The 25,345-nt window shown below is 72.5% G+C and carries 20 protein-coding genes; 10 read left to right on the forward strand and 10 right to left on the reverse strand.

The window, feature by feature from the left end; translation table 11 throughout:
* Positions 1-65: 65 nt before the first annotated feature.
* Entirely contained in the window at positions 66-3,896 is a 3,831-nt protein-coding gene (gene eccCa, locus RB614_RS20620; protein WP_308714192.1) for a type VII secretion protein EccCa, read from the reverse strand.
* Positions 3,897-3,966: 70 nt separating this feature from the next.
* On the opposite strand from eccCa, the gene eccD reads away from it, so the two are divergent.
* On the forward strand, positions 3,967-5,307 hold the full coding sequence (eccD, locus tag RB614_RS20625; protein ID WP_308714193.1) for a type VII secretion integral membrane protein EccD: 1,341 nt from the start codon (positions 3,967-3,969) through the stop codon (positions 5,305-5,307).
* A gap of 22 nt (positions 5,308-5,329) precedes the next feature.
* Here eccD and RB614_RS20630 read toward each other — a convergent pair whose 3' ends face one another.
* Positions 5,330-5,836 carry an inorganic diphosphatase gene (locus RB614_RS20630; RefSeq protein ID WP_308714194.1) on the reverse strand — a complete coding sequence of 169 codons (507 nt, stop codon included), beginning with the start codon at positions 5,834-5,836 and terminating at the stop codon, positions 5,330-5,332.
* A 282-nt stretch (positions 5,837-6,118) separates the two neighbouring features.
* Here RB614_RS20630 and dacB point away from each other — a divergent pair, with 282 nt between their 5' ends.
* From dacB to RB614_RS20650, 4 genes are all read left to right on the forward strand, one after another.
* The gene (gene dacB / locus RB614_RS20635; RefSeq protein ID WP_308714242.1) at positions 6,119-7,633 is read left to right on the forward strand and encodes a D-alanyl-D-alanine carboxypeptidase/D-alanyl-D-alanine endopeptidase; all 1,515 of its coding nucleotides are present in this window, start codon (positions 6,119-6,121) and stop codon (positions 7,631-7,633) included.
* Between the two features lie 84 nt (positions 7,634-7,717).
* Positions 7,718-8,770 (forward strand): zinc-dependent metalloprotease, encoded by a 1,053-nt coding sequence (locus RB614_RS20640; protein WP_308714195.1) that lies wholly within the window; start codon positions 7,718-7,720, stop codon positions 8,768-8,770.
* 3 nt (positions 8,771-8,773) lie between these two features.
* Positions 8,774-9,742: a tRNA lysidine(34) synthetase TilS gene (gene tilS, locus RB614_RS20645; RefSeq protein WP_308714196.1), complete on the forward strand. Its 969-nt coding sequence runs from the start codon at positions 8,774-8,776 to the stop codon at positions 9,740-9,742.
* On the forward strand, positions 9,739-11,310 hold the full coding sequence (locus RB614_RS20650) for a gamma-glutamyltransferase family protein (RefSeq protein ID WP_308714197.1): 1,572 nt from the start codon (positions 9,739-9,741) through the stop codon (positions 11,308-11,310). Before tilS ends, RB614_RS20650 begins: the two co-directional genes overlap by 4 nt.
* Positions 11,311-11,327: 17 nt before the next feature.
* Here RB614_RS20650 and RB614_RS20655 read toward each other — a convergent pair whose 3' ends face one another.
* Positions 11,328-12,290 (reverse strand): GlxA family transcriptional regulator, encoded by a 963-nt coding sequence (locus RB614_RS20655; protein ID WP_308714198.1) that lies wholly within the window; start codon positions 12,288-12,290, stop codon positions 11,328-11,330.
* Between the two features lie 162 nt (positions 12,291-12,452).
* Here RB614_RS20655 and RB614_RS20660 point away from each other — a divergent pair, with 162 nt between their 5' ends.
* The 4 genes from RB614_RS20660 to folE all read left to right on the forward strand — a co-directional run bounded on the left by RB614_RS20660 (position 12,453) and on the right by folE (position 16,261).
* Positions 12,453-12,593 carry a hypothetical protein gene (locus tag RB614_RS20660; protein ID WP_308714199.1) on the forward strand — a complete coding sequence of 47 codons (141 nt, stop codon included), beginning with the start codon at positions 12,453-12,455 and terminating at the stop codon, positions 12,591-12,593.
* Positions 12,594-12,645: 52 nt separating this feature from the next.
* Positions 12,646-13,221 carry a hypoxanthine phosphoribosyltransferase gene (hpt, locus tag RB614_RS20665; RefSeq protein WP_308714200.1) on the forward strand — a complete coding sequence of 192 codons (576 nt, stop codon included), beginning with the start codon at positions 12,646-12,648 and terminating at the stop codon, positions 13,219-13,221.
* A gap of 332 nt (positions 13,222-13,553) precedes the next feature.
* Positions 13,554-15,575, forward strand: coding sequence for an ATP-dependent zinc metalloprotease FtsH (gene ftsH / locus RB614_RS20670; RefSeq protein WP_308714201.1), 2,022 nt, complete (start codon positions 13,554-13,556; stop codon positions 15,573-15,575).
* A 59-nt stretch (positions 15,576-15,634) separates the two neighbouring features.
* Positions 15,635-16,261, forward strand: a complete 627-nt coding sequence (folE, locus tag RB614_RS20675) for a GTP cyclohydrolase I FolE (RefSeq protein ID WP_308714243.1) — start codon at positions 15,635-15,637, stop codon at positions 16,259-16,261.
* 668 nt (positions 16,262-16,929) lie between these two features.
* Here folE and RB614_RS20680 read toward each other — a convergent pair.
* From RB614_RS20680 to RB614_RS20690, 3 genes are read right to left on the reverse strand one after another with little or no spacing between them, the layout of a single operon-like run.
* Positions 16,930-17,190 (reverse strand): hypothetical protein, encoded by a 261-nt coding sequence (locus RB614_RS20680; protein ID WP_308714202.1) that lies wholly within the window; start codon positions 17,188-17,190, stop codon positions 16,930-16,932.
* Positions 17,191-17,195: 5 nt separating this feature from the next.
* Positions 17,196-17,840, reverse strand: coding sequence for a hypothetical protein (locus RB614_RS20685; RefSeq protein WP_308714203.1), 645 nt, complete (start codon positions 17,838-17,840; stop codon positions 17,196-17,198).
* Positions 17,837-20,368: an FtsK/SpoIIIE domain-containing protein gene (locus tag RB614_RS20690; RefSeq protein ID WP_308714244.1), complete on the reverse strand. Its 2,532-nt coding sequence runs from the start codon at positions 20,366-20,368 to the stop codon at positions 17,837-17,839. Before RB614_RS20690 ends, RB614_RS20685 begins: the two co-directional genes overlap by 4 nt.
* A gap of 294 nt (positions 20,369-20,662) precedes the next feature.
* Between RB614_RS20690 and RB614_RS20695 the strand changes: the two genes are divergently transcribed.
* Positions 20,663-21,166 carry a hypothetical protein gene (locus tag RB614_RS20695; protein ID WP_308714204.1) on the forward strand — a complete coding sequence of 168 codons (504 nt, stop codon included), beginning with the start codon at positions 20,663-20,665 and terminating at the stop codon, positions 21,164-21,166.
* Between the two features lie 5 nt (positions 21,167-21,171).
* Here RB614_RS20695 and RB614_RS20700 read toward each other — a convergent pair whose 3' ends face one another.
* Genes RB614_RS20700 through RB614_RS20715 form a run of 4 tightly spaced genes read right to left on the reverse strand, consistent with a single transcriptional unit; the run spans position 21,172 to position 25,345 of the window.
* Positions 21,172-21,774: a hypothetical protein gene (locus RB614_RS20700; RefSeq protein ID WP_308714205.1), complete on the reverse strand. Its 603-nt coding sequence runs from the start codon at positions 21,772-21,774 to the stop codon at positions 21,172-21,174.
* The gene (locus tag RB614_RS20705; RefSeq protein WP_308714206.1) at positions 21,771-22,895 is read right to left on the reverse strand and encodes a M23 family metallopeptidase; all 1,125 of its coding nucleotides are present in this window, start codon (positions 22,893-22,895) and stop codon (positions 21,771-21,773) included. The genes RB614_RS20700 and RB614_RS20705 overlap by 4 nt, the downstream gene beginning before the upstream one ends.
* A complete protein-coding gene (locus tag RB614_RS20710; protein WP_308714207.1) occupies positions 22,892-23,440 on the reverse strand; it encodes a hypothetical protein in 549 nt (182 codons plus the stop codon). Before RB614_RS20710 ends, RB614_RS20705 begins: the two co-directional genes overlap by 4 nt.
* 6 nt (positions 23,441-23,446) lie before the next feature.
* A complete protein-coding gene (locus RB614_RS20715) occupies positions 23,447-25,345 on the reverse strand; it encodes an MFS transporter (protein WP_308714208.1) in 1,899 nt (632 codons plus the stop codon).

The raw sequence follows: 25,345 nt of genomic DNA on the forward strand, positions 1-25,345 counted from the left end.
AGGTTACCGCGTCGATGTGTCCACTGGGTCCACCCCGAAAAGTTCGGGCGACTCCTTTGGGGGTTTCACCGAATCCCCGGTAGGTAGGCGAGTTGCACCAGCCGTACTCCCTCCTTGCGGGTCACCAGTCGGCCCCGGCCGGGCGGCAGCGGGCCCGGCCGCACGCTGCCGACCAGGGCACCCTCGTCCTGGTCACCGGACATCACCAGCCCGGGGGAGGCCAGCTCGCGCAGCCGCTGGATCACCGGCTCGTACAGGGCGCGGGAGGCTCCACCTGACCGTCGGGTCAGGACGAGGTGCAGGCCGACGTCGCGCGCCTGAGCCAGGTGCTCGACGAGCGGGAGCAGCGGGTTGACCGGTGCGGCGGCGACCAGGTCGTAGTCGTCGACCAGCACGAAGAGCTCCGGCCCACGCCACCACGACCGGTCGCGGAGCTGCTGCGGCGTGACGTCGGGGCCGGGCAGGCGCCGCCGCATGTACCCGTCGACCGACTCGACCAGCTGCCCGGCGGTGGCGGCGGTCGTGCCGTACCCGATCAGGTGTTCCGAGTCGATCGCGCCGAGCAGGCTGCGCCGGTAGTCGACGAGGATGAGCCGGGCCTGCTCCGGCGTGAAACGACGGGTGACCGACGTCGCGAGCGCCCGCAGAAACGACGACTTGCCGCACTCCGCGTCACCGAAGAGCAGCAGGTGCGGGTCGCTGGCGAAATCGACGTCGACCGGCCGCAGGTCGGCCTCGGCGATCCCGATCGGCAGCCCGAGCCCGCCCTCGCTCCCGACGGCGAGGTCGGCGTAGGGGAGCACCGGCGGCAGCAGCCGTACCCGCTGGGCGGGTGGCCCGGTCCAGCCCGCCGCGACGGCCCGGACCAGCTCGGCCGGGTCGCCGCCGAGCGCGGAAAGCACCGGCAGCGCGGCGAGCAGGTGGCGTCCCTCGGCGGTGATGCCGCGCCCGGGCACCTTCTCCGGGACGGTCAGCGCGGCCCGGCGGGACACGAGCGAGTCGGTCGGGTCGCCGAGCCGCAGCTCGACCCGGGAGCCGAAGAGGTCGCGGATCGCCGGCCGGAAGTCGAGCCAGCGCGAGGCGGCGGCCACCACGTGTACCCCGTAGGAGAGGCCGCGGGTGGCGATGTCGGTGACCATCGGTTCGAGGTCGTCGTAGTCGCCGCGGAGCGTGGCCCACCCGTCCACGACCAGGAAGACGTGCCCGTCGAGCGGCGCGCCCGCCTCCCGCTCGGCGAGGAGGGCGGCGACGTCGCCGACCGTGCGGCGTACCGCCTCGGCGTCCAGCCGCCCGGCCACCCCGCCGACGTGCGGCAGGTCGCGGAGGGTGGCGAGCGTGCCGCCGCCGAAGTCGAGGCAGTAGACCCGTACCTCGGTGGGGGAGTGGGTGAGGGCGAGGCCGCAGATCGCCGTGCGGAGGACCGTCGACTTGCCGCTCTGCGGCCCACCGGCGACCGCGACGTGGCCGGCGGCGCCGTCGAGGGCCAGCCACAGCACGTCGCGGCGCTGCTCGAACGGGTTGTCGATCACCGCTACCGGCACCTGGAGCGCGCCCCGCAGATCGGGGTTGGCGACCGTGAGGCCGCGCTCCGGGAGTGCGGCGACGGGGCCGAGCAGCTCGTCCAGCGCGGGCGGGCGGGACAGCGGTGGCAGCCACACCTGGTGGGCCGGCGGACCCTGGCCGGCGAGCCGCTCGACGAGCAGCTCCAGCAGGCTCGGTCCGTCTGCCGCGGGCGGAGCGGCCGGGCTGGGCGCCGGCACGTAGTGGGTGCCGTACGGCAGCACCCGGGGCCGACCCGCCCGCGCCGCCGGGAGCCGGTCGCCGGGGCGGCGGAACGGGCCGGATACGTACGCCGCCTTGAACCGCACCAGTGGCTCGGTGCCCGCCTTGAGGAAGCCGTGCCCGGGTGAGCGGGGCAGCTCGTACGCGTCGGGCACGCCCAGCACCGCGCGCGACTCCAGCGCCGAGAACGTGCGCAGCCCGATCCGGTACGACAGGTGGGTGTCCAGCCCGCGCAGCCGCCCCTCCTCCAGCCGCTGCGAGGCGAGCAGCAGGTGCACGCCGAGCGAACGCCCCAACCGTCCGATCTGGAGGAACAGCTCGATGAAGTCGGGCTTGGCGGCGAGCAGCTCGGCGAACTCGTCGCACACGATCAGCAGGTACGGCAGCGGGGCCCGCGCCTTGTCGTACTCGCGGATGCTGGAGCAGCCCGCGCGGCGCAGCAGCTCCTGGCGGCGGACGATCTCGCCGTTGAGCGCGTCGGTCATCCGGTCGACGAGCGGCAGCTCGTCGGCGAGGTTGGTGATGACGGCGGCGGTGTGCGGCAGCCGGTCGAGCGCCGCGAACGTGGCGCCGCCCTTGTAGTCGACCAGCACGAAGTTGAGCTCTTCGGAGGAGTGGGTGGCGGCCAGCCCGAGCACGAGCGTGCGCAACAGCTCGGACTTGCCCGATCCGGTGGCGCCGACGAGCAGTCCGTGCGGACCCATGCCGTCCTGCGCCGACTCCTTCAGGTCGAGCTCGACCGGGCGGCCGGCGGGAGTCGACCCGATCGGCACCCGCAGGCGGTCGCGGGCGGCCCTGGGCGGCGGTGCCGTTTCGAGGTCGCCGAGGCCCAGCAGCTCGGCCAGCGCCGGCTCGGCCGCGGCTGCCGGCTCGTCGGTGTCGGCTTGCGCCGCGAGGCGGTACGGCGCGAGCCGCCGGGCCACCGCCTCCGCCTCGACCGGGTCGACCCCGTCGGCACGCCCCACCTCGGCCGGCCCGTCGCCCGAGTCGACCAGCAGGCGTCCCCGCTCGCCGACCGTGAGCACGAGCGTGGACGGGTCGAGCAGGCGCGGCGGCGGGCCGCAGAGGTCCAGGATGGACACTCCGTCGATGCCGCCCTCCTGGCTCCAGGTGGCGGCGTCGAGCACGACCACCACGTGCGGCCCGTCCCGCGCCGGGCCGCCGCCGAAGCGCGGCCGGCTGCCCACCAGGTCACCGAGCAGCCGGTCCAGCTCGGCGCCGGAGCCGGCCACCAGCCGAACCGGGCCGAGCGCGTCGGTGCGCACCGGGTGCTGGGCGTGCGGCAGCCACTTGACCCACTCCCACGCCGCCCGCCGCTCCGGCCCGGCACAGACCGCGATCCGCAGGTCGTCGGGGGCGTGGAAGACCGACAGCTGGGTCAGCATCGCGCGGGCCAGGGCGGGCGCGCCGCCGGGCCCCGGCGGAAATGTGGAGCGAAGCGGAGCATTTTCGTTGGGTGGTTCACCGCGCAGGTGGATACGGGCGAAGCCGCGCAGCGACAGGGCGACCGGCAGGTCGGGCACCACCGAGTACGTGTCGAGGAAGCGCCGCAGCGCGCCGGCCGTCATCGGCTCCAGGTCGCCGGGCGTACCGGTCACCGGCGGCACGAGGGGAGTCGCCAGCGCCTGCGGGCCGGCGCCGACGCGGACCACCCCGAAGTCCGGATCGGTGGCCCGCCGCTCCCAGAGCCGGTGACTGGCCACTGTGGACCAGAGCTGCCCCGGCTCGGGATGGCGGTAGGCGAGCCCGGCCCGCTGGCGGGCGATCGTCTCGCGGGCCCGGCGGCGCAGGCCGGCCAGGTGGCGCAGGTAGTCACGGCGGGCGGCCAGCATCTCCGCCTTCTTCGGCGCGCCCGCGCCGCCCCAGGAGGCCAGCATCGCGAGGGAGGAGACGCCGAAGAGGGCGCCCACCACGTACGAGTACGCCCCGCCGCCGCGGCCCATCAGCATCGCCATCGCGACACCGCCGCCGAGCATCGGCAGCACCACCATGAGCTGCTGCCAGCGGGCGCCGGCGACCTGCGGGATCTCCGGAGGCGGCGCCGGGTGCAGCTCGCCGGAGGGGATCGGGGGCGCCGGCCGCCGGGACGACCGTCGCAAGAGGACCGTGGCCACGATGGGTCACCTCCCAGGCGCACATCGTAGGTAGAGTGCGGCAATCCGCGCTGCCCCGTGGAGGACGACGATGACCACAGGACTCGCCCGGGTCACGATCAGCACGCCGCGCCGGCGGCTCGACGTCGCGCTGCCCGAGCAGGTGCCGGTGGCCGAGCTGCTGCCGGAGGTGTTGCGGCACGCCGGCGACGGGCTCGCCGACGACGGCGAGCGGCACGGCGGGTGGGTGCTGCGCCGCGCGGACGGCGCGGCGTTGTCGGCTGGTCAGGCCCTTTCACCGCAAGGGGTACGCGATGGCGAGCTCCTGTTCCTGCTGCCGGCCCGGATCCGGTGGGCCGAGCCGGAGTACGACGATGTCGTGGAGGCGATCGCCGACGGTGCTCGGCGCCGGGGCGCGTCCTGGTCGCCGGCGGCCACCCGGATCGCCGGCCTGGCGGCGGCCGCCGTGCCGCTCGCCGCGGGGCTCGCCGCCGCGGTCCGCGCCGCTCCACAGTGGAAAGCCGTGCCACCGGTCGCCGCCGCGCTGCTCCTGGCCGCCGGTGTGGTGGCGGCGCGCTCGCGGCGGGACGGCCTGGCCGGTGCGACCCTCGCCGGATACGCCCTGCCGTACGCCTTCGTGGCCGCCGTGCTCCCCGTCACCGCCGGGCGGCCGGCACAGGTCGCGGCCGGCTCGGCGGCGCTGCTCGTCGCGTCCCTCCTCGGCGCGGTCGGTGTCGGCGCCTACCCGCGCGTCTTCGTCGCCGGCGGCGCGGTCGGGCTGCTCGGCGGGCTGGCGGCGCTGGCCGCGCTCGGTGGCCTGACGCCGCACGGCGCCGCCGCCGTCCTGCTGGCGCTGCTCGCCTGCGGCGTCGGGGTCCTCCCGCTGCTCGCGATCCGCCTCGGCCGCCTGCCGCTGCCCCCGGTCGCCCCGCCCTCCGGCGACAGCGGTCCGGTGCCCCGCCCGGAGCCGGCCCGCGTCGACGCCGCCGTCGGCCGCACCGAGGAGGCGCTCACCGGCCTGCTGCTCGGCCACGCCGCGCTCGCCGTCGCGGCGTCCGGGGTGCTGGTCGCCAGCGGCGGCCCGGCCGGGCGGCTGCTGGTCGGTGTGGTGGCGGCCGGCCTGCTGCTGCGCGCCCGGCTCTTCGCCGCGACGCACCACCGGGTGCCCCTGCTCGCCGCCGGGCTGGGCGGCACGGCCGTGCTCGGCGGCGCGCTGCTGGTGACCACCGGCCCGCCGGTGCTCCTCGCCCTCGCCGCCGGCGGCACGCTCGCCGCTCTCGCCGTCGCCGCCGCCGGCGTGGCGTACGCGCATCGGCCGCCCTCGCCCTACCTGGGCCGGGCGGCCGACGTGCTGGATACGGCGCTGGTGGTCTGCGTGGTACCGGTCGCCTGCGCGGTGCTCGACGTGTACGCCGCCGTGCGCGACCTGTGAGGCCGGCGCAGTCGGGTATCCGTCAGTGGGCCGCGTCACCCTCGGCCGCGGCCTCTTCCGCCCGCCGGTACGACGCACGGATCTCCGCCTCCGCCTCGGTGCGCCCCACCCATGTGGCGCCCTCGACCGACTTGCCCGGTTCGAGGTCCTTGTAGACCTCGAAGAAATGCTGGATCTCCAGCCGGTCGAACTCACCCAGGTGGTGGATGTCCCGCAGGTGCTCCTGCCGCGGGTCCTCGAACGGGACGCACAGCACCTTGTCGTCGCCGCCCTTTTCGTCCTTCATCCGAAACATGCCGATGGTGCGGCACCGGATGAGGCATCCTGGGAACGTCGGTTCCTGCACCAGGACCAGGGCGTCCAGCGGGTCACCGTCGGCGCCGAGCGTGCCCTCGATGAAGCCGTAGTCGGCTGGGTACTGCGTCGCGGTGAAGAGCGTCCTGTCCAGCCTGATGCGGCCCGTGGCGTGGTCCACCTCGTACTTGTTTCGGTGACCTTTGGGGATCTCAACCGTTACGTCGAAATCCATCTCGCGCTCCCCAATCTCGCCGCCCAAGTGTCGTGATGTTGCCCCATCAGATTGGGCTGGCGATCGCCGCATAGTGTTCGGACGCAAGTATCGTCGCCTAGACCGGATGACACGAAGAAGGAGGGGCCGGTGGCGAGGCAAGATTCACATCACGGCCCCGGAGACGAGACCATCCGGCTGCCGGTGACGCCGCCCGAGCAGACCCAGACCATCCGGCTGCCCTCCTTCTTCCCGCCGCCGGCCGCGCCGCACAAGCCGCAGCCGGCGCCGCCCGCCCCGCCGCTGGCACCGCCCCCGCCCGCACAGCAGCCACCGGAGCGCAAGCGCCGGCGCGGGCTGGCCGCGGTCATCGTGGTCGTGCTGCTGCTCGCCGGGCTCGTGGCCGGCGCGGCGATCGTCCGTCCCGGACCGGTCGACGACTGGCTGGGTGGCGACGCCAGCGATCCGACACCGACCCAGGCGGCCGTGGAGACGCCCGAGCCGCCGCCCGCGCCGGTGCTGGTCGCCTCGACCGACGACGCGCCCGAGCCGACCGCCGCAGGGGTGAAGGCGGCGCTCGACCCGGTCGTGGCCGCCGCCGGGCTGGGCGGCAGCCTCAACATCTCGGTGGTCGACGTGGCGACCGGCGACCAGCTCTACGCGCGCGGCCCCGAGGTCCCCACCGTGCCCGCCTCGACCACCAAGCTGGTCACCGCGGCCGCCGTGCTCGCCGCGCGCGGCCCGGCGTACCGGATCCCGACCCGGGTCGTCGCCGGCGCCAATCCGGGCGAAGTGGTCATCATCGGTGGCGGCGACGCCACGCTGTCGGCCGGCGCCACCGGCACCTACCCCGGCGCCGCCCGGCTCGACCTGCTCGCCAAGCAGGTCAAGGCCGCGCTCGGCGGCACCGCGCCGACCCGGGTGATCGTGGACTCGACGCTCTTCCCCGGCCCGGCGTTGGAGCCGAGCTGGGACGCGGACGTGCCGACCGGCGGCTTTGGCGCGGCGACGACCGCGCTGATGACCAACGGGGCGCGGGTCAACCCCAAGATCACCCACGGGTACGCCGAGCGCTACCCGCAGCCCGACCTCGCCGCCGGCCAGGCGTTCGCCCGCGCGCTCGGGCTGAAGGCGTCGGCGGTCACCCGCGGCACCGCCCCGGCCGACGTGCCGGTAGCCGCCGGGACGCCCAGCGCCGAAGCCACCCAGCCCGCGGCCGGCGCCGCCCCGGAGCCCGGCACCGAGCTGGGCAAGGTCGAGTCGCCGCCGATCCTCCGCCTCGTCGAGATCATGCTGGTCGACAGCGACAACGTGGTGGCCGAGTCGCTGGCCCGCCAGGTCGCGCTCGCCAAGGACCAGCCCGCGTCGTACGCGGGTGGGGCCGCCGCCACGAAGGCGGTGCTCGCCGATCTCGGCCTGCCGGCCGCGGAGATCACGCTCGCCGACGGCAGCGGCCTGTCCCGAAAGAACCACCTCACCCCGACGATCCTCACCGACGTGCTACGGCTCGCGGCCGGCGGCGAGCACCCGGAGCTCGCCGGGCTGATGGCCGGCCTGCCGGTCGCCGCCTGGTCGGGCACGCTGCGCGAGCGCTACCGCAGCCCCGCCGCCGACAACCGGGTCGGCGCGGGCGTGGTCCGGGCCAAGACCGGCACCCTCGGCGGGGTGAACGCCATCTCCGGCGTGGTGACCACCGCCGACGGCCGCCTGCTGGCGTTCGCCGTGCTGGCCGACAAGGTGCCGGTCGGCAAGGACCGCGCCGAATCCGGCCTCGACAAGATCGCTACGACGCTAGCCGGGTGCGGTTGCAGTACATAACCGGAATGCGGGTCGAGCGCCGTCGTGGTCGCCCGCGGCTCCCAGTCCGATTGGAAGGCGGCTCGGGACGAGTACCTTGGGGTGATGGCGCAGTTCGTGGACTGGGACCTGGCCGCCGCCACCGCGGGCGCGCTGGGCAAGGCGGGCCCGAGAGTCTCGTACGACGAGGCCACCGACGTTGTCGCCGATCTGCGGCGGCTCACTGACGAAGCGGCGGAGATCGTCTCGTCGTACACCGGGCTGCGGTCGCAGGTCGCCCACCCGCCCGTGCAGGTGGTCGACCGCAAGGACTGGGCGGCCATCAACATCGCCGGCCTCCGCGAGGTGGTCACCCCGCTGGTGAGCCGGCTCGCCGGCGACAAGCAGCCGGGCGCGTTGACCGACGCGATCGGCTCGCGCCTCACCGGTGTGCAGGCCGGCACCGTGCTGGCGTACCTGTCCGGTCGGGTCCTCGGGCAGTACGAGGTCTTCTCCGCCGACCCCGGCCAGCTGCTCCTCGTCGCGCCCAACATCGTCGAGGTGGAGCGCAAGCTCCAGGCCGACTCCCGCGACTTCCGGCTCTGGGTCTGCCTGCACGAGGTCACCCACCGCACCCAGTTCACGGCGGTGCCGTGGATGCGCGGCCACTTCTTCGGCGAGGTGCAGGCGTTCGTCGACGCCTCCCAGGCCGGCAGCGAGCACTTCCTGGAGCGGATCCGGCGCAGCGTGGCCACCCTCTCCGACGCCGTGCGCAACCCGGACAGCCGGGTCAGCGTCCTCGACCTGGTGCAGACACCCGGCCAGCGGGCCGTGCTCGACCGGCTGACCGCGCTGATGACGCTGCTGGAGGGGCACGCCGAGTTCGTGATGGACGGAGTGGGCCCCGAGGTGATCCCGAGCGTCGACCAGATCCGGGCCAGGTTCAACCGGCGCCGTGAGGCCGGCACGCCCCTGGAGAAGGCGATCCGCAAGCTCCTCGGCGTCGACGTCAAGATGCGGCAGTACGCGGAGGGGCGCAAGTTCGTCCACGGCGTGGTCGAGCGGGTCGGCATGGCCGGCTTCAACAAGATCTTCAGCTCACCGCTCACCCTGCCCCGGGTCGAGGAGCTCGGCGACCCGGACGCCTGGGTGGCGCGGGTCCACCCGCAGGCCGGCTGAGGCGTGGCCGCGCTCGCGCCGCCGGTCGCCGCCGTGCGTACGGCGGTCCGGCAGGCGTTGCGCGGGCTCGACGGCACCGTACTGGTCGCCTGCTCCGGGGGAGCCGACTCGCTCGCCCTCGCCGCGGCGGTCGCGTTCGTCGCCCCCCGCGCGGGACTCTCCGCCGGGCTGGTGACCGTCGACCACGGGCTGCAGGCGGGTTCGGGCGAGCGGGCCGTGGCCGTGGCGTCCTGGGCGGCCTCGGCCGGGCTGGCGCCGGTGGAGGTCGCGACCGTCGTCGTGTCGCGCGAGGGGAGCCCCGAGGCGGCCGCCCGGGAGGCGCGCTACGCGGCACTCGTCGCCGCGGCCACCCGGCTGGGCGCGAGCGCGGTCCTGCTCGGGCACACCCGCGACGACCAGGCCGAGACCGTGCTGCTCGCGCTGGCGCGCGGGTCCGGTCCGCGCGGGATGGCCGGCATGCCGCCGCGCCGCGTGGTCGAGGGGGTGGCGCTGCTCCGGCCGCTGCTCGACGTCTCCCGCGACGAGACCCGCAAGGCCTGCGCCGCGCTCGGCCTCAGCCCGTGGGACGACCCGCACAACGCCGATCCCGTGTACGCCCGGGCCCGGGTCCGGTCCACCGCACTCCCCGCCCTGGTCGATGCGCTCGGCGCGGGCGTGGTCGACAACCTGGCTCGTACCGCCCGCCTGCTCGCCGCCGACGCCGCCGCGCTGGACGGGATCGCCGCCGCCGCGCTCGATCGGGCCCGGCGCTCGGCGGGCGCGCTCGACGTCACCGAGCTGGAAGGGCTGCCCGACGCCGTGCGTACCCGGGTGCTGCACGCCTGGGCCCGCGAGCGCGGCGCCCCGCCCGCGGCGCTCTCCCACCGCCACGTCGCGGCGCTCGACGCGCTCGTCACCGCCTGGCGCGGCCAGGGTCCGGTGCACCTGCCCGGTGGCCTCCCGGTGGCCCGCCGGGGCAGGCTGATCATGTGACCCTCCACCGCCACAAGCCGCTGTACGCCCCGCGCGGCGCCGTCACCACCAGCCAGCCGCTCGCCGCCTCCGCCGGCCTCGACGTGCTCCGCCGCGGCGGCAACGCCGTCGACGCCGCGATCGCCACCGCCATCGCGCTGACTGTCGTCCAGCCCGGTTCCAACGACATCGGTGGCGACCTCTTCGCGATCGTGTGGGACGGCACCCGCCTGCACGGCCTCAACGCCTCCGGCCGCTCGCCCGCCGCCCTCACGCCCGACCGGGTGCCGGGCGGCATGCCGGAGCGCGGGTGGCTGCCGGTCACCGTCCCCGGCGCCCCGGCCGGCTGGCGTGACCTGCACGTCCGCTTCGGCGCGCTGCCCTTCGCCGACCTCTTCACCGATGCCATCGCGTACGCCGAGCACGGCTACCCGGTCTCCTCCGAGATCGCCCGTGCCTGGGCCGGCTCGGTCACCCAGTACACGCGGCTGACCGGCGAGGAGTACGCCGAGTGGGGCCGGATCTTCACCGTCGACGGTGGGCGGGCGCCGCGGCCGGGCGAGCGCTGGGCCAACCCCGGCGCGGCGCGGACGCTGCGGCTGATCGCCGAGACCGGGGCCGAGGCGTTCTACACCGGCGAGGTCGCTTCCGCGCTGGCCGCGCACGCCGCCCGTACCGGTGGGTTGATCACCGCGGCGGACCTGGCTGGGCACACCTCCAGCTGGGTCGATCCGATCTCGGTCAGCTACCGGGGGCACGAGGTCTGGGAGCTACCGCCCAACGGGCAGGGCGTGGCCGCGCTCGTCGCGCTCGGCATCCTGGACGGCGTCGACCTGTCCGCGATGCCGCCCGCCGAGCGGCTGCACTGGCAGATCGAGGCGATGAAGCTCGGCTTCGCCGACGCCTTCGAGTACGTGGCCGACCCCGACCGGGTCGTCGTGCCGCCGGCCGCGCTGCTCGCCCCGGAGTACCTGGCCGCCCGCCGTGGCGAGATCGGCGAGCGGGCCGCGGCGCCGGCGCCCGGTGACCCGGCCCGGGGCGGCACCGTCTACCTCTGCGCGGCCGACCCGGACGGGCTGATGGTGAGCCTCATCCAATCCAACTACCTGGGCTTCGGGTCCTTCGTCGCGCTGCCCGGCTACGGCTTCGGCCTGCAAAACCGGGGCCTCGGCTTCCGCCCCGAGCCGGAGCACCCGAACGGGATCGGGCCGGGCAGGCGCCCGTTCCACACGATCATCCCGGGCTTCCTGACCCGGGGCGGGGCGCCGGTCGGGCCGTTCGGGGTGATGGGTGGGCATATGCAGCCGCAGGGCCACCTCCAGGTGATCACGTCCACGGTGGACGGGCTGGACCCGCAGGCGGCACTCGGCGCACCCCGCTGGTACTGGCGGTCGGGGCGGGCGGTGCTCGTAGAGGAAGGGCTGGCCGGCGCCGCCACCCTCGCCGACCTGGAGCGCCGCGGCCACGAGCTCACCGTCGGGCGCGAGCCCACCGCCTTCGGGTACGGCCAGGCGATCTGGCGCCTCCCCGGCGGCGGTTATGTGGCCGGCTCGGAGCCGCGGGCCGACGGCTCCGCTGTCGGTTACTGACCACCGCGGACGGTTCCTCAGCCGGCGGGCTCGCGCTCGCGGAACGTCGTCCGGTATGCCTGTGGGGTCGCTCCCACCCGGCGGGTGAAGTGGTGGCGCATGGTGGCCGTGTCGCCGAAGCCGGCCCGGGCGGCGATCGCCTCGACGCCCAGGTCGGTGTCTTCCAGCAGCCGGCGGGCCAGCAGCACCCGCTGGTTGGTCAGCCAGTCGTGTGGCGTCGTGCCGGTCTCGGCCCGGAAGCGGCGGGCGAACGTGCGCGGCGCCATGTGCGCCCGCGCGGCCAGCTCGTCGACCGTGACCGCCTGGTCGAGGTGGGTCATCAGCCAGCTCAGCACCGGCTCCAGCGTGGGCACCTCGGGCGTCTTGGGGATCGGGGCCTCGACGTACTGCCGCTGGCCGCCGTCGCGGTGTGGCGGCACCACCATGCGGCGGGCCAGCTTGGTGGCGAGCGCCGAACCGTGCTCCTGGCGCACCAGGTGCAGGGCGGCGTCGATGCCCGCAGCGGTGCCGGCGCTGGTGAGCAGGTTTCCGTCCTGCACGTACAGCGAGTCGCAGTGCACCTTCGCCTTCGGAAAGCGCTCCTGCAGCTGGTCGACGTAGCGCCAGTGGGTGGTGCAGTCGCGCCCGTCGAGCAGCCCCGCCTCGCCGAGCACGAAGGAGCCGGAGCAGACGCTCATCACGTGCGCCCCGCGTGCGTCGGCCCGGCGCAGCGCGTCGAGCACGTCCGGCGGGATGAGGAACCCCTCCCGGTGCGCCGGGATCGCGACCAGGTCGGCGGTCTCGACCGGGGTCAGGTCGGCGGCGGGCGTGATCTGGAAGCCGGACCTGGTGGCCACCGGCTTGCCGTCCGAACTGCACACGTCGAAGCGGTAGCCGGGGAAACCGTCGTCGGTCCGGTCGGTGCCGAAGACCTCACAGAGCACGCCGAGCTCGAAGGCGGCGACCCCGTCGGACACGATCACAGCGACGTTGCGGAGCATGCCGCCAGCCTACTCCGGGGTTGGCAGGATTTTAAGGGTCAATGGCATTGCTGCCACTGGGCTGGGCGGGATGCCCGGCGGAAACTATCTACAGACGTCCGGTGCGCACCGGCGGCAGACCTCAAAGAGAGCCTCACATCCTTCGGGAAAGGTTGAGCCGCCATGGAAATCTTCGTACTCCTGTTGTTCTTCGTCCTCCTCGCGATCGCCTCGATCTTCGGGTGGACCGCCGACAGCCGCGACTCCGCGGACTGGAAGCCCTCCGAAAGCGGGCGCCGCCGCAGCCGGCCCCGGCTGCTCTGATGGTCATAGACCCCGGCGGCGGGCTGGTCGTCGCGTAGGGCAGTCTTAGGCCATGACCGACGGCTCCTGGTACGACGCCGACATCGATCGAGTGATCATCACCGAGGCACAGATCCGAGAAAAGACCGCAGAGCTGGCCAAGCAGGTGTCCGCCGACCACGCATCGGTCGAAGACGGACTCCTGCTTGTCTGCGTTCTCAAGGGCGCCGTGATGTTCATGGCCGACTTCGCCCGCGCGCTGGGCCGGCACGGTCCCGCCGCCGAGCTCGAGTTCATGGCTGTCTCCTCGTACGGCCAGGGCACCACGTCGTCGGGCGTCGTGCGGATCCTGAAGGATCTCGACCGCGACATCGCCGGGCGGCACGTGATCGTCGTGGAGGACATCGTCGACTCCGGGCTCACCCTCTCCTGGCTGCTCCGCTACCTGGCCTCGCGCAAGGCGGCGAGCGTCGAGGTCGTGACGCTGCTGCGCAAGCCGGAGGCGGTGAAGGTGCCGATCCCGGTCAAGTACGTCGGCTTCGACATCCCGAACGAGTTCGTGGTCGGCTACGGCCTCGACTTCGCCGAGCGCTACCGCGAGCTGCCGTACGTGGGCGTCCTCAAGCCCGAGGTGTACGCGCGCGCATAGCTGGACCGGCCAGATGTCCACCCGGACATGAACGCACAGCCTACTCTCAGGAAACACTTCTACCTGCGAAAATGTCTGCGGGAGCGGCGACGTTGCGCCTTGTTTGCGCAGTTTGCTAGGGCGGCGTCTGATCCGGGAGCCGCAGCGTGCCCTGCGGGGTGTACCTTCGAATGACCGATGGCGTGGCTCGTCGGCGCTGAGGCGAACACCACGAGGTGAGTGTCGCGATCGCCGAGGAGGCGGTCGCGGCGGCCGTGATCTCGCGGCACACGTAATCAGACGGTCAGGACGTCGATCAGGAGGGTCCGGGCGCCGCGGCGCTCGACAACAGTATGGAACGTACGCGTTTCTTCCGCCGCCCGGTGGTCTGGATCATCCTGGTGATCATCGGTGCGATTGCGCTTAGCTCGTTCTTCACCAGCGGCCCGAGCTACCACAAGGTCGACACCTCGGTGGCGCTCCAGCAGCTCAACCAGACGGGCGGCATAAAGAAGGCGGTCTTCAAGGACAAGGAGCAGACGCTCCAGCTCGACCTGCAGAGCCGGGCGAAGTTCGGCGACACCGAGACCGACAAGATCCAGGCGCAGTTCCCGTACGAGGTCGGCGACGACATCTGGAACGACGTCGTCGAGGCGCAGAACGCCGGCCGGATCCAGGGCCCGATCAACACCGAGGTCTCCGAAGACAGCGTCTTCCTCACACTGCTGGTCAACCTGCTGCCGATCGCCGTGCTGGTGATCCTGCTCCTGCTCTTCATGTCGCAGATGCAGGGTGGCGGCTCCCGGGTGCTCAACTTCGGCAAGTCCAAGGCGAAGATGATCACCAAGGACACGCCGAAGACGACGTTCGCGGACGTGGCCGGCGCCGAGGAGGCCGTCGAGGAGCTGCACGAGATCAAGGACTTCCTGCAAAACCCGGCCAAGTACCAGGCGCTCGGCGCCAAGATCCCGAAGGGCGTGCTGCTCTTCGGCCCGCCCGGCACCGGCAAGACGCTGCTGGCCCGCGCGGTGGCCGGTGAGGCGGGCGTGCCGTTCTACTCGATCTCCGGCTCCGACTTCGTCGAGATGTTCGTCGGTGTCGGTGCCTCCCGGGTCCGCGACCTGTTCGAGCAGGCCAAGTCGAACGCGCCGGCGATCGTCTTCGTCGACGAGATCGACGCCGTCGGCCGCCACCGCGGCGCCGGCATGGGCGGCGGTCACGACGAGCGCGAGCAGACGCTCAACCAGCTTCTGGTCGAGATGGACGGCTTCGACACCAAGGGCGGCGTCATCCTGATCGCGGCCACCAACCGGCCGGACATCCTCGACCCGGCCCTGCTGCGCCCCGGCCGCTTCGACCGCCAGATCGCCGTCGACACCCCCGACATGGAGGGCCGCAAGGCGATCCTGCGGGTGCACGCCAAGGGCAAGCCGTTCACGCCCGACGTCGACCTCGACGCGGTGGCCCGCCGCACCCCCGGCTTCACCGGCGCCGACCTGGCCAACGTGATCAACGAGGCCGCCCTGCTGACCGCCCGCCACGACAAGCGCGCGATCACCAACGACAACCTCGAAGAGTCGATCGACCGCGTGGTGGCCGGCCCGCAGCGCCGCACCCGGGTCATGAGCGACCACGAAAAGAAGATCACCGCGTACCACGAGGGTGGCCACGCGCTGGTCGCCTGGGCGCTGCCGCACTCGGCGCCGGTGCACAAGGTGACGATCCTGTCCCGCGGCCGCTCGCTGGGTCACACGCTGGTCCTCCCGACCGAAGACAAGTACACCCAGACCCGCGCCGAGATGATCGACACGCTGGCGTACGCGCTGGGTGGCCGGGCCGCCGAGGAGCTGGTGTTCCACGAGCCGACCACCGGCGCCGGCAACGACATCGAAAAGGCGACCGCTCTCGCCCGCGCCATGATCACGCAGTACGGCATGAGCTCCAAGCTCGGCGCCGTCAAGTACGGCACGAGCGGCGACGAGCCGTTCCTCGGCCGCACGATGGGGCACGAGCGGGACTACTCCGACTCGGTGGCCGCCGAGATCGACGCCGAGGTGCGGGCGCTGATCGAGCTGGCGCACGACGAGGCGTGGGAGATCCTGGTCGAGTACCGCGACGTGCTCGACAGCATCGTCCTGGAGCTGATGGAAAAGGAGACCATCTCCCAGAACGACATGGCCCGCATCTGCGCCCGCGTGGTCAAGCGCCCGCCGATGGCCCCGTACAACGGCTTCGGCAAGCGCCAGCCCTCCAACGAGCCGCCGGTCCTCACGCCGGGCGAAAAGGAGGCGCTGAAGGCGCAGGCCCAGGCCGACGGCGCGCAGGCGACCGTCGGGGGCGGGGCGTCGCCCAACTCCTCGGACGGCACCCACTGAGCAGCGAGCTCCGCACCGGGGCGTCGTCGACCGAGCCAGATGGCGACGGCGACGACGCCCTGGACTATCTTGCGGCCCGGCTGATCGACGGCAAGCTGAGCGGCGGTCCCGTCGAAGAAGCGGTCGACCTCGCCCGGATCGAAAAGGCCGTACGCGAGATCCTGATCGCCGTCGGCGAAGACCCCGACCGCGACGGCCTGCAGCGCACACCCGCCCGGGTCGCGCGGGCGTACGCCGAGCTTTTCGCCGGCCTCCGGGTCGACCCGGCCAAGGTGCTCACCACCGCGTTCGAGGCGAACCACGAGGAGCTTGTGCTGGTGCGCGACATCGAGGTGATGTCGCTCTGCGAGCACCACCTGCTGCCGTTCCGGGGGGTCGCGCACATCGGCTACATCCCCGGCGAAGACGGCCGGATCACCGGCCTGTCCAAGCTCGCCCGGATCGTCGAGGTGTACGCCCGGCGCCCCCAGGTGCAGGAGCGGCTGACCTCGCAGATCGCCGACCTGCTGATGGAAAGACTCCAGCCCCGCGGCGTGATCGCGGTGCTGGAGTGCGAGCACATGTGCATGGCCATGCGCGGCATCCAGAAGGCCGGCGCCAAGACCATCACCTCGGCCGTGCGCGGCCTCTTCCAGTGCGACGCCAAGTCCCGCTCCGAGGCGATGAGCCTCATCATCGCCGGCTGAGCCCCGGCCCGGCCCCTCCCGAATCCGGCGCCGGCCGCAACCTCCGGGGCCGCCAGGTCCGCGCGGCTTCCCGGGCCGGGCGTGTACGCGCGAAGCTCGCGACCTGCACGCACAAACGGGGCACCGAAGGCGAGAGACCAGGCGTGGAGGGTGAGGCCGCAGGAGCCAGCCGACTCCGGACGCCGATCAAGGGGGCGCACGGACCGCCCGTGGTGATCGCGGCCCGGCCAGCCCGGGCCGGTCGACGGCCTGACGCTCCTGAGTGTGCCCAGCCCAACCGCATTGATCGAACTGTGTCTTATTCTGGCGTGCTTTCCTGCGGGCACCGCTACGGCCGTCGGCGATCTGGCGCTCGCCGAGTTCCCCGACCTCCGCTGCCGGCGCCGCGGGACAAGCCCATCCCGGCGCGCCGGCTGGCTGCCGGCGCACGCACAGACGGGGCAGCTCGAGAGCTTCCCGCACGCACACATCCGTCCGGCGGCGGCGCGGTGGTGAGGTGCCGTGGACGCACAGACCGCCAGATGGCCACCGGGCTCCCCGCAGGGGCCGGGGTGACCGCGACCAATCGCGGAGGGTGAGGCTGCGGGAGCGACGGTCTGGACCACGGCGGACGTCGCGGTAGCCCAAATTCTCTTTCGGGGTTGGATCCGCTCGGGACCGCCACCTCTCTAGATGATCGCGCGGAAGCGGTCCGCGGCGTCCATCGCGCCGCGGGCGAGGGTCTGCGCCTCGTCCAGCCGCTGCTTCGCCTGCTCCAGCCGGGAGATCGCGTCGAGCACCGTCGGGTGCACCGCGCCCACCGCGGTCAGCCGCAGCCGTGCGAGCGCCTCGTCGAGCTGGTCGGTCACGCCGCGCAGGCTGGCCATCGCCCGGCTGGTCTGGTCGACCGACGCCGCCACCTGCGACTTGACCTCTTCGACACTCGGCATGGTGCCTATCTCACCAGGTTGAGCAGGCCGACGCCCATGCAGGTGGCGACGACCGGCGCGAAGCACACCGCGATGCCGAAGAGCGGCGTGCGGTCGATCTTTTCGCCCGGCGGGGGCACGAAGGCGAGCCCGATCGTGAGCCAGCCCAGCCCGAACGCGGCCGCCGGCATCGTCAGTCCACAGAGGACGGCGTAGAGCACGAGGTCGTTGTCGGCGGCCAAGTAGAGCGCAACCTGCACGATCAACACCACGACCGCGAACGGCCCGTACACGATCATGTTGCGCAGCCAGGCCGGCGTCTCCCCGCGCGGACCGACCGGCCGCCGGCCGAGCTCGGTCTCATCCGCGGCGTCCGCGGTGGCGCGGGCATGGCGGAGCGCCGCCAGCACCGCCGGCGGTCCACCAGCCATGGCCGCCGCGGCACCGGCCACCTCCGCGGGCGATGGCGTGAGAGCGGCATCTGGTACGCCTTGGGCGAGTAACTTGGCCCGCTGCGGCGCGAGCCGAGCGCGCACGCCGGCCAGTTCCTCGTGCGCGGAGCGCGCCGCCTGTGCCTGCTCACCGGCGGCGGCCGCCACCCCCCGGCGGACCGCGTCGAGCCGCTGCGCGGCGGTCACATACTCGTTCCAGGCTTCGTCGTAGGTCCTCATTCGTCGCGCTCCGGCCGGACGAAGGGGACGATCACCGTGGTGCGGTCGGCGTGGCGGTCGTGCAGCAGCGCGCGGTTGGGGCGCGGCTGCCAGTCGACCTGCTGCCCGAGCAGCAGCGACACCTCGGAACCGGGCACGTTGAGGAAGACCATCCCGGCCACCTCTTCGCGCGCCGCGCTGCCGCCCACCTCCTCGCTGAACCGGCGTAGCCCGCGCCACCAGGAAAGCAGGTGCACGCCCCGCCCCGGCCCCTCGCGCAGGAGGTCTCTCGGCAGCCCGCCGCGGCCGATCGCGTCCATGCCGAAGACGACCAGGTAGGCCGGCTCGTCCCCGGCGAAGGCCTGGGCCAGCCGGCTCGCGGGCACGTGCTCGGCGACCTGGGTCGCGGCCAGGTGGTCGACGAGCGCGCGGGCGGTCGCGTCGCCGTCGGCCACCAGCGACGACACCACGAACCGCGCCGCGCCGGCCGGATGGTGCGCGGCCAGGCTGCGCGCGGCGGCGTCGAGCACGTCCGCGCCATAGGTGCTCGGGCCGAGGATGGCCAGGTGCCGCCCGGGCGAGGCGTCCAGCGGGAAGGCGGCGGTGGAGAGCGGTACGTCGATCACCCGCCCGACCAGCGCGGCCGGCCGGGGCGGGGTGGTGGCGAGCGCGGCCCGGTAGGTGGGGTCCTCTTCGAGGTACTGGTGGGCGTAGCCCTCGAACACCGACGGCGCCTTCGAAGCCTCCGGGCGGGCCTCCCAGAGCCGCCTCCGCACCGAGTCGAGGGTCGCCCGGTCGGCGTGCGGGTCGGGGAAGCGGATGGTCCGCTCGTGCCCCCGCGTCGCGCCGCGCGGGCCGCCCAGGCCGCCGGCGGTGTTGACGACCGCAGTGCCGAGGGGCAGGCCGGCGGCCGCGTCGTTGGTCGGTTCGAGCACGTCACCGCCGCCGGGCAGGGCCACCCGCACCGGAAACTGGCCGAAGATCGAGTCGCGCTTGTCGTACAGCGCCTCGACGCCCAGCGCGGTCTGGCTGGCGAGCACGAGATGGATGCCGTACGACCGGCCCTTGCGGGCCAGCGACTCCAGCAGGCTCACCGCCTCGGTGGTCAGCGGGCCGCTGCCGGTGAGCAGCACCTGAAACTCGTCGATCACGCAGATGATCCGCGGCATGGCCCGCTGCTGGCGGAGGTCGCTGAAGCGGGTGACGCCGGCCCGCTTGTACGCCACTGAGCGGCGGGTCATCTCGGCGTCGAGCTCGCGCAGCACGGCCACGCCGTACTCCCGGTCGGACTCGACGCCGACCGCCCGCGCGTGCGGCAGCCAGGTCTTGTCCCGCGCGCTCGGCACGAACTCGGCGAACGACACGCCTTCCTTGAAGTCGAGCAGGTAGAGGGTCAGCTCGCCGGGCGCGTAGCGGCAGCCCAGGCCGTAGAGCACGTTGATCAGGAACGCGGTCTTGCCGGCGCCGGACCGCCCACCGATCATCCAGTGTGGAGTGAGGTCGTTGAACTGCAACGTGACGGCGGTGTCCCCGTCCTGCCCCACGGTGGTCGCGACCCCCTCGGCCGAGTCTTCGGTCCACAGGTCGCCGTCGGGCAGTACGTCGCCGAGCGTGAGCCGTGAACGCGTCGCCGACATCTCGGCAAGCTCGTGGCAGACCCGCTCGAAGAGGTGCGCCGGCGGGTCCTCGTCCAGGAAGACCGGCGCGTTGAGGCCCTTGTTTTCGACGCTGCTCCCGTATCGGGCGGCCGGTGGATCGCCGATGATCGCGTACGGGTTGCGCAGCGTGATCATCGTGGTCCGCGGCAACGGGGGTTGCGTGGTGTCCTCGGTCAGCGGTGGCGGCGGCCAGCCCGCCACGATCAGGTGCAGGCCCGCCTCCGGCCCGTGCTGCGCCAGCGCGGCGATCCGCGCCAGGTCGGCACCCTCGGTGAGCTCCGGCAGGGAGGCGATGGCGAGCAGCAGGGTACGTTCCCGGCGGGAGTGTCGCGCGGTGGCCGGCCGCGCTGGGCGTACCCACTGCTCTGCTTCGGCCAGGACGGCCCGGAGCCCGCCGCGGTCGGTGACCGGCGGCGGCATCAGGCCGGCGTCCGCGAGCGCCGCGAACGGACCGAAGACCAGCCCCGCGCCCGCCGCGTCCACGGCACGAACCAGCAACGAGCCGGCCGGCGACGCCGCCAGCAACCGGAGCAGGAGCGCCCGCAGCAGCCCGGCCACCCGCGGATCTCGGGCGTCCGCGTCGACGGTCAGGTGGCCGGTGCCCAGCAGCGGAACGACCGCCGGAAAGCGCGCGTCGTCGAGCGGCTGCGCCATCCCGACCCGCACGAACCGCGGCAGGCGCGGCCCGCCGAGCGGGGTGTCCTCAAACTGCGCGTCGAGCGGTGCCCCCAACCACCCCGGCACCAGTGCGGCGGCCGTGGCACGCAGGCGCTCGGCCAACTCGTGCTGCTCGCGCAGGTCCGGCGGCGCCGGCTGAAACCGCTCCAGGGCCCCGGCCGCGGCCGCCACGGTGGCAGCGGCCTGCCGATGCAAGGCGGCGGCGTGGCTCATCCGCGCTTTAGCGTTCGGCACAGCCGCTCACCTCCCTCGGACAGAGACGGTATCCCAGCCACCCCCCTTCCCAACGGACGCGGTTGGGCCTGTTGCCGGGCACGCTCTGGTCGGACAGGTTTCAATGCCCGAATGGTCCGCTCTTGCCGTTTCATGTACTCCCACACCACGCCTTAGGTTCGGCCTCGTCCCGGGGGTCACTGGAGGTCCGGGCCCGCATGTGGTGAGGCCAGCAGTGTGGCGTATCGGTCTCGCGGTCAAGCACCACTGTGGGCGGCCAGCTAACCTCGGTGCGTGGACGCTTCTCGCCCTTCCCCGCCAACAACCCCCTTGGCCGGAAGCACCACCCACATCCACGTCGGCCGGCTGGTGTTGATGTTGGTCGCTGGAGCGCTGGCTCTCTTCTGCACCGGCGGCGCCGGCATAGCCTTCGTCTCCTACCGCGACGCCACCGAACCAGACCGCAGCTCCCCCGACGTCGCCGTCTCAAACTACCTAAGAGCCCTCCTCGTGGAACGCAACGACGTCCGAGTTGACCTCTACGCATGTAGCAGTGACGAAGGATTGGGTGCGATTCGTGCCTTCAAGGAAGAGATAGTGGAGCGCGAGAGGCAGCACGCGATAAGGATCGTTGTCTCGTGGGGTGCTATGACAACTCAAGAATTGTCGGGGCGTGCCATCGTCACCACCGAGATAAGCCGGACCATTTCGGACGGTAGCGAGAAGGACCTTCAGAATTGGCGCTTCGACGTAGTCGACGAGAACGGATGGCGCGTGTGTGGCGCCATGCTCGTTTAATGACGTCACTCCAGCCATAGCAGGCGGGAGGGCACCTCAAGCGTCTTGGCGTGCTGTCCACTCCAGACCCAGCGGTACCATTCGAGCTCTGTGGCGATCCTGATGCAGACCTCACCGTCGCTGCTGGTGTAGGTCTCCGTGACCGCTCGAAGATCGCGACGTTCGACACCATCAATGACCTGAACCAGCCGGCGACCAACGATCCGTTGCACGTGCGTAGCCAGGACCGGGCGTTGCTTAGGCGGAGCATCGAGCGAGACGAGATGGGATCCGCTATCACTAGCTTCGTCGCCCTGGGCAGCGATGGCCAATCTCTCGATCCAAACGCGTTCAACGGGGACGAGCGGAGCGAAGACCTCGACCTGTTCCAGTTCGGCCCGGTACCAATCCTGTTCCGGTATCACGGGAACGTAGGTGCGGCTGCCCTGCACCACCTTCTCGTCGGCCCGAAGATCGTATCGCCAGCCAAGGCCCGGTGCGCCGACGATGACCCGCCGCCCGCGTAGATCGTCTTGGGCCAGTGCCGGTGTCGGTTCGATCGACTTGGGTGGACGCACCGTCCGATCGGGCCTTTCTGCGAACGGGTCGGGCCGGCGCTCACGGCTCATGGATTGCCGCCGAGGGGGGCGCCGACATTTCGCATGAAGATGACCGGATCGATCTTGTCGCCCTTGCTGGAGTCGTAGACCTCGAAGTGTAGGTGCGGGCCGGACGAATGGCCGCTGGTCCCGACGAAGCCGAGTTCCTGGCCGGCCGCGACCATCTGTCCGACCGTCACCTTTGGACGCCTGATCATGTGGCAGTACATGGTCACGAAGTTGCCCGCATGCCGAATCTTGACGTACCAGCCACATCCTGGCGTGGAGGGCGAGCCGTCGTGGTCGCAGAGGCGGCCGGAGCGGTCGACGTCGCAGCGGGACGTGATCACCTGGCCAGCCGCGGCGGCGCGGATCGGTGTGTGCCGGCTGGCGCCCAGGTCGACGCCGTCGTGGTCCGGGCGTTCGGCCGTGCGAAAGCCGGACACGATCAGGGCCCGCACCGGCACGGTCCAGCCGGAGGCGGCTATCTCGGCGCCGGTGGCACAGCGCGCCTTGGTGCTGTTGCCCGCCGCGCGTGCGGCACCGCCGGTCAGTAGGTTGACGATCTGGGTGGCGATCGGCTCGTGCTTCGCGTATGCGTCCGGGTAGGCGCTGACCTGCACCCGCTGTGCGGCGTCCGTCAGCGCCATCTGCTGCCAGCCCTCGATGGTGACCAGCTTCTCGTAGAACTTCCGGGAGGCGTACTTGGGATCCTGCAACTGCTTCGCGGAGCCCCAGCCCTGGCTGGGACGCTGCTGAAACAGGCCGACCGAGTCGTGGTCGTTCCTGGCGCCGAGGTGGGGCAGGTTTGACAGGGCCGACTCCTGCATGGCCGTCGCCACCGCGATGACCCAGCCACGGAACGGCACCTTCATGTCGGAGCCGACGTTTACGACGACCGCCGCGTTGCGGATCTGGGTCTCGCCGTAGGCGCCGACGCTCGGCAGCCGCTTGGAGGCATCGACGATCCCGCCCTCGCCACACCCGAAGGCGCTGTTGAAGAGGCTGTCGTCCGATTCGCCGTCGCCGGTGAGCAGGTAGGACCCCACGCCACCGCCGCAACAGAGCAGCGCGAGCGCGGCCAGGATGGCGACGGCGAGACCGACCCGGCGCGCGGGTCGGCGGCCACCTCCCAGCAACGGATCTGTCATGCGCGTTCCCAGTCGATGCCGTCGACCAACCAGCGACCGTCGACCGCGGTGAGGCGCAGGCGCAGTAGGCCGGAGTCGACCCGGATCGTCGCATCCACGATCTGGTCGGCGTAGGGGATCAGAACCGGCTCGCCGGTGAGGCGGTCAGCCGGTACGCCTGCCGGGTCGACGCCGGCCAGTTTCTCGGCCAGTGTCTCGGTGCAATGCGGGAGGAGACCGGCGTACCACTCCTCTGCTGTCACATCCCGGTGGTTCACCCAGGCACGCCCGAACGCCTTGGCGACGCTGGCCGGGACGGCGGTACCCGGACTGGTTTTCGGCGAAGGCGTCGGCTCCGGCGACGCCAAGCCGTCGTCGGCGATCGTCGCGGAGACGCTCACGATCGGCTGCTCCGGCGCGCCGGTCAGCCCGGGCTCGGCCCCGGCCGAATCCGAGAAGACCTTCGCGACACCCACGATGCCGAGTACGACGACCGCCAGCACCAGCGCCACCCCGACCCGGGAGCGCAGGAGCCCGCGTGCGACAAGCTGGGCGACCCGGCGCACTCCCCGTCACCTCGCCTCGGCGCGTACCCGAGGTGCCGGCGCGGGCGCCGGCTCGGTGCTGGGCTCCCCGCCTGGCCGGTAGATCGTGTAGGACGGCGGCCGCTCGGGCAGGTCCGGTTCGACCCATTCGGTCGTGCGGCGGGGCCGAGACGGTGCCGGCTGCGGCTTGGACGTCTGGGTCGACTCGTCCGCACGCTCCCGGCCATCCGGGCGCGTGGCGCTGGAGTGCGAAGAATCCTCGTCGCGCGCCTCCGGCCGCAGCGTGGTTTGTTCGACCACGACCTGCTTCCGCCTGCCGGCCTGGGGCTCGGCGGTGCCGCCAGGCTCAGACACGTTGAGCTTGGCCGCCTCCCGGACGTCCCGGAAGAACCGGCGGTGCCACGAGCCGGCCGACGTGATCGCCGCGGTGCTGTCCTTGCCGCCGAGCTGGGTGATCCGCCGGTACGGCCGGAGCAGGAGCCAGCCCACCACGCCGCACAGCCAGACCAGCACCACCTGGAGCCAGCCGGGCAGGGTCGGGGTACTCATGATCAGGTCAACGGCGAAGAGGTAGATCGCCGCGCCCGTACCGAAGATCGCGATGTTGAAGACGGCGGCCACGACGGCGTTCGCGAGGCGACGCAGGCCAGCACTCGCCGGACGCATAAGGCCCACCGTGCCCAGGATCGGCGCGGCGATGACCGCCCACCTGAAGATCAGGAATCCGAGGAGGACCAGCAGCGAAGCGGTCAGGTCGAACATCGCGAACAGGAGGGCGGCGAGCACCGCGATGAACCCCGCGCCGATCCGCTCCATGTCTTTGGTGCCCTGAAGGTACTCGTACGCCTCCGGGTCTTCGTTCTTGATCTGTTCAGCGACCCTCATCCACTGGTCGTTCTTCGCGGCAAAGGTGGCGTCCCGATCCTTGGGGTTCGCCCGTAGACGTTCGGCCTCTCGCCAGCTGAGCGACTTTGCGTCGTAGAGGGCCGCGCCGTACTTCTTGGCCGTCTCGCTGTCGGCCGACCCGAGCACCCCGCGCAGCCAGTTTCGGTACAGCATCGTCTCGGTCGCCGTGTCGCTGGCCCGTACCGCCGGCGGACGATGGTCAGTGCACGCCTCCGGGTTGCCCAGCCGGCACCGGCCCGGCGGCCGGTCCTTCGCGCGCGGCCCCACCGCGTCGTGGACCACGCCCAAGGTACCCACGAGGGTCGCGTCCGCGACGTTCGCCGACTTCACCGGCCATGCCGCCAGCGCGGTCACGGCGACCATGACGAGCACCGCCCACCCGGCGGTTGTCATGGCGTTGCTCATGTCCGCTTGGCGGGAACGCCACAGCAGGTAGAGCCCCACCACGCCGAGCGTCACGATGCCGAAGACGCTGAACACCTTCTCGTAGACGGCCTTGGTGGCCTGCTCGACAAGCGGGTCGGCCCAGCCCCACATCGACTCCGGATCCCAGGCCCGCTCACGCAGAGCGTTCGAGGCACCGATGATCGCCGTCGCGATCATGAACTCGCCGTTCGCGATGGTGGTCGTGACCTTGTACTCGGGATGCGTCAGTGTGGCGAGGCAGCCGCTGTCGACGTCGTACGTCGTGTAGCTGTAACCGGCGTAGCCGTAGTCGGTGTAGAGGCCGGTTGGACCGTTCATCTTGGACGCCTCGGGGCGGCTGGCGAACCAGCCCGCGAGCCCGGAGTCCGGTGTGCCCGGGGTCGGCGCCTTCAGGCACTGCTTGCGCTCCGCTGCGACATCGCCGAGCTTGGCCACGCAGGCGCGGAAGTCGGCCTGCCACTCCTGGGTGGTGCAGAGGTCGCCGGGGGCTTGGGCTACCGGGCTAGGTGCTGCCGGCGCCGGCGTCGGCCAGACCAGAGACGTCGCCGCCGCGAGCAGCAGGGTGAGAAGTAGCGCGGTTGCCCGCCGTACCAC

The organism is Phytohabitans maris (assembly GCF_031085175.1).
GTDB classification, from domain to species: domain Bacteria; phylum Actinomycetota; class Actinomycetes; order Mycobacteriales; family Micromonosporaceae; genus Phytohabitans; species Phytohabitans maris.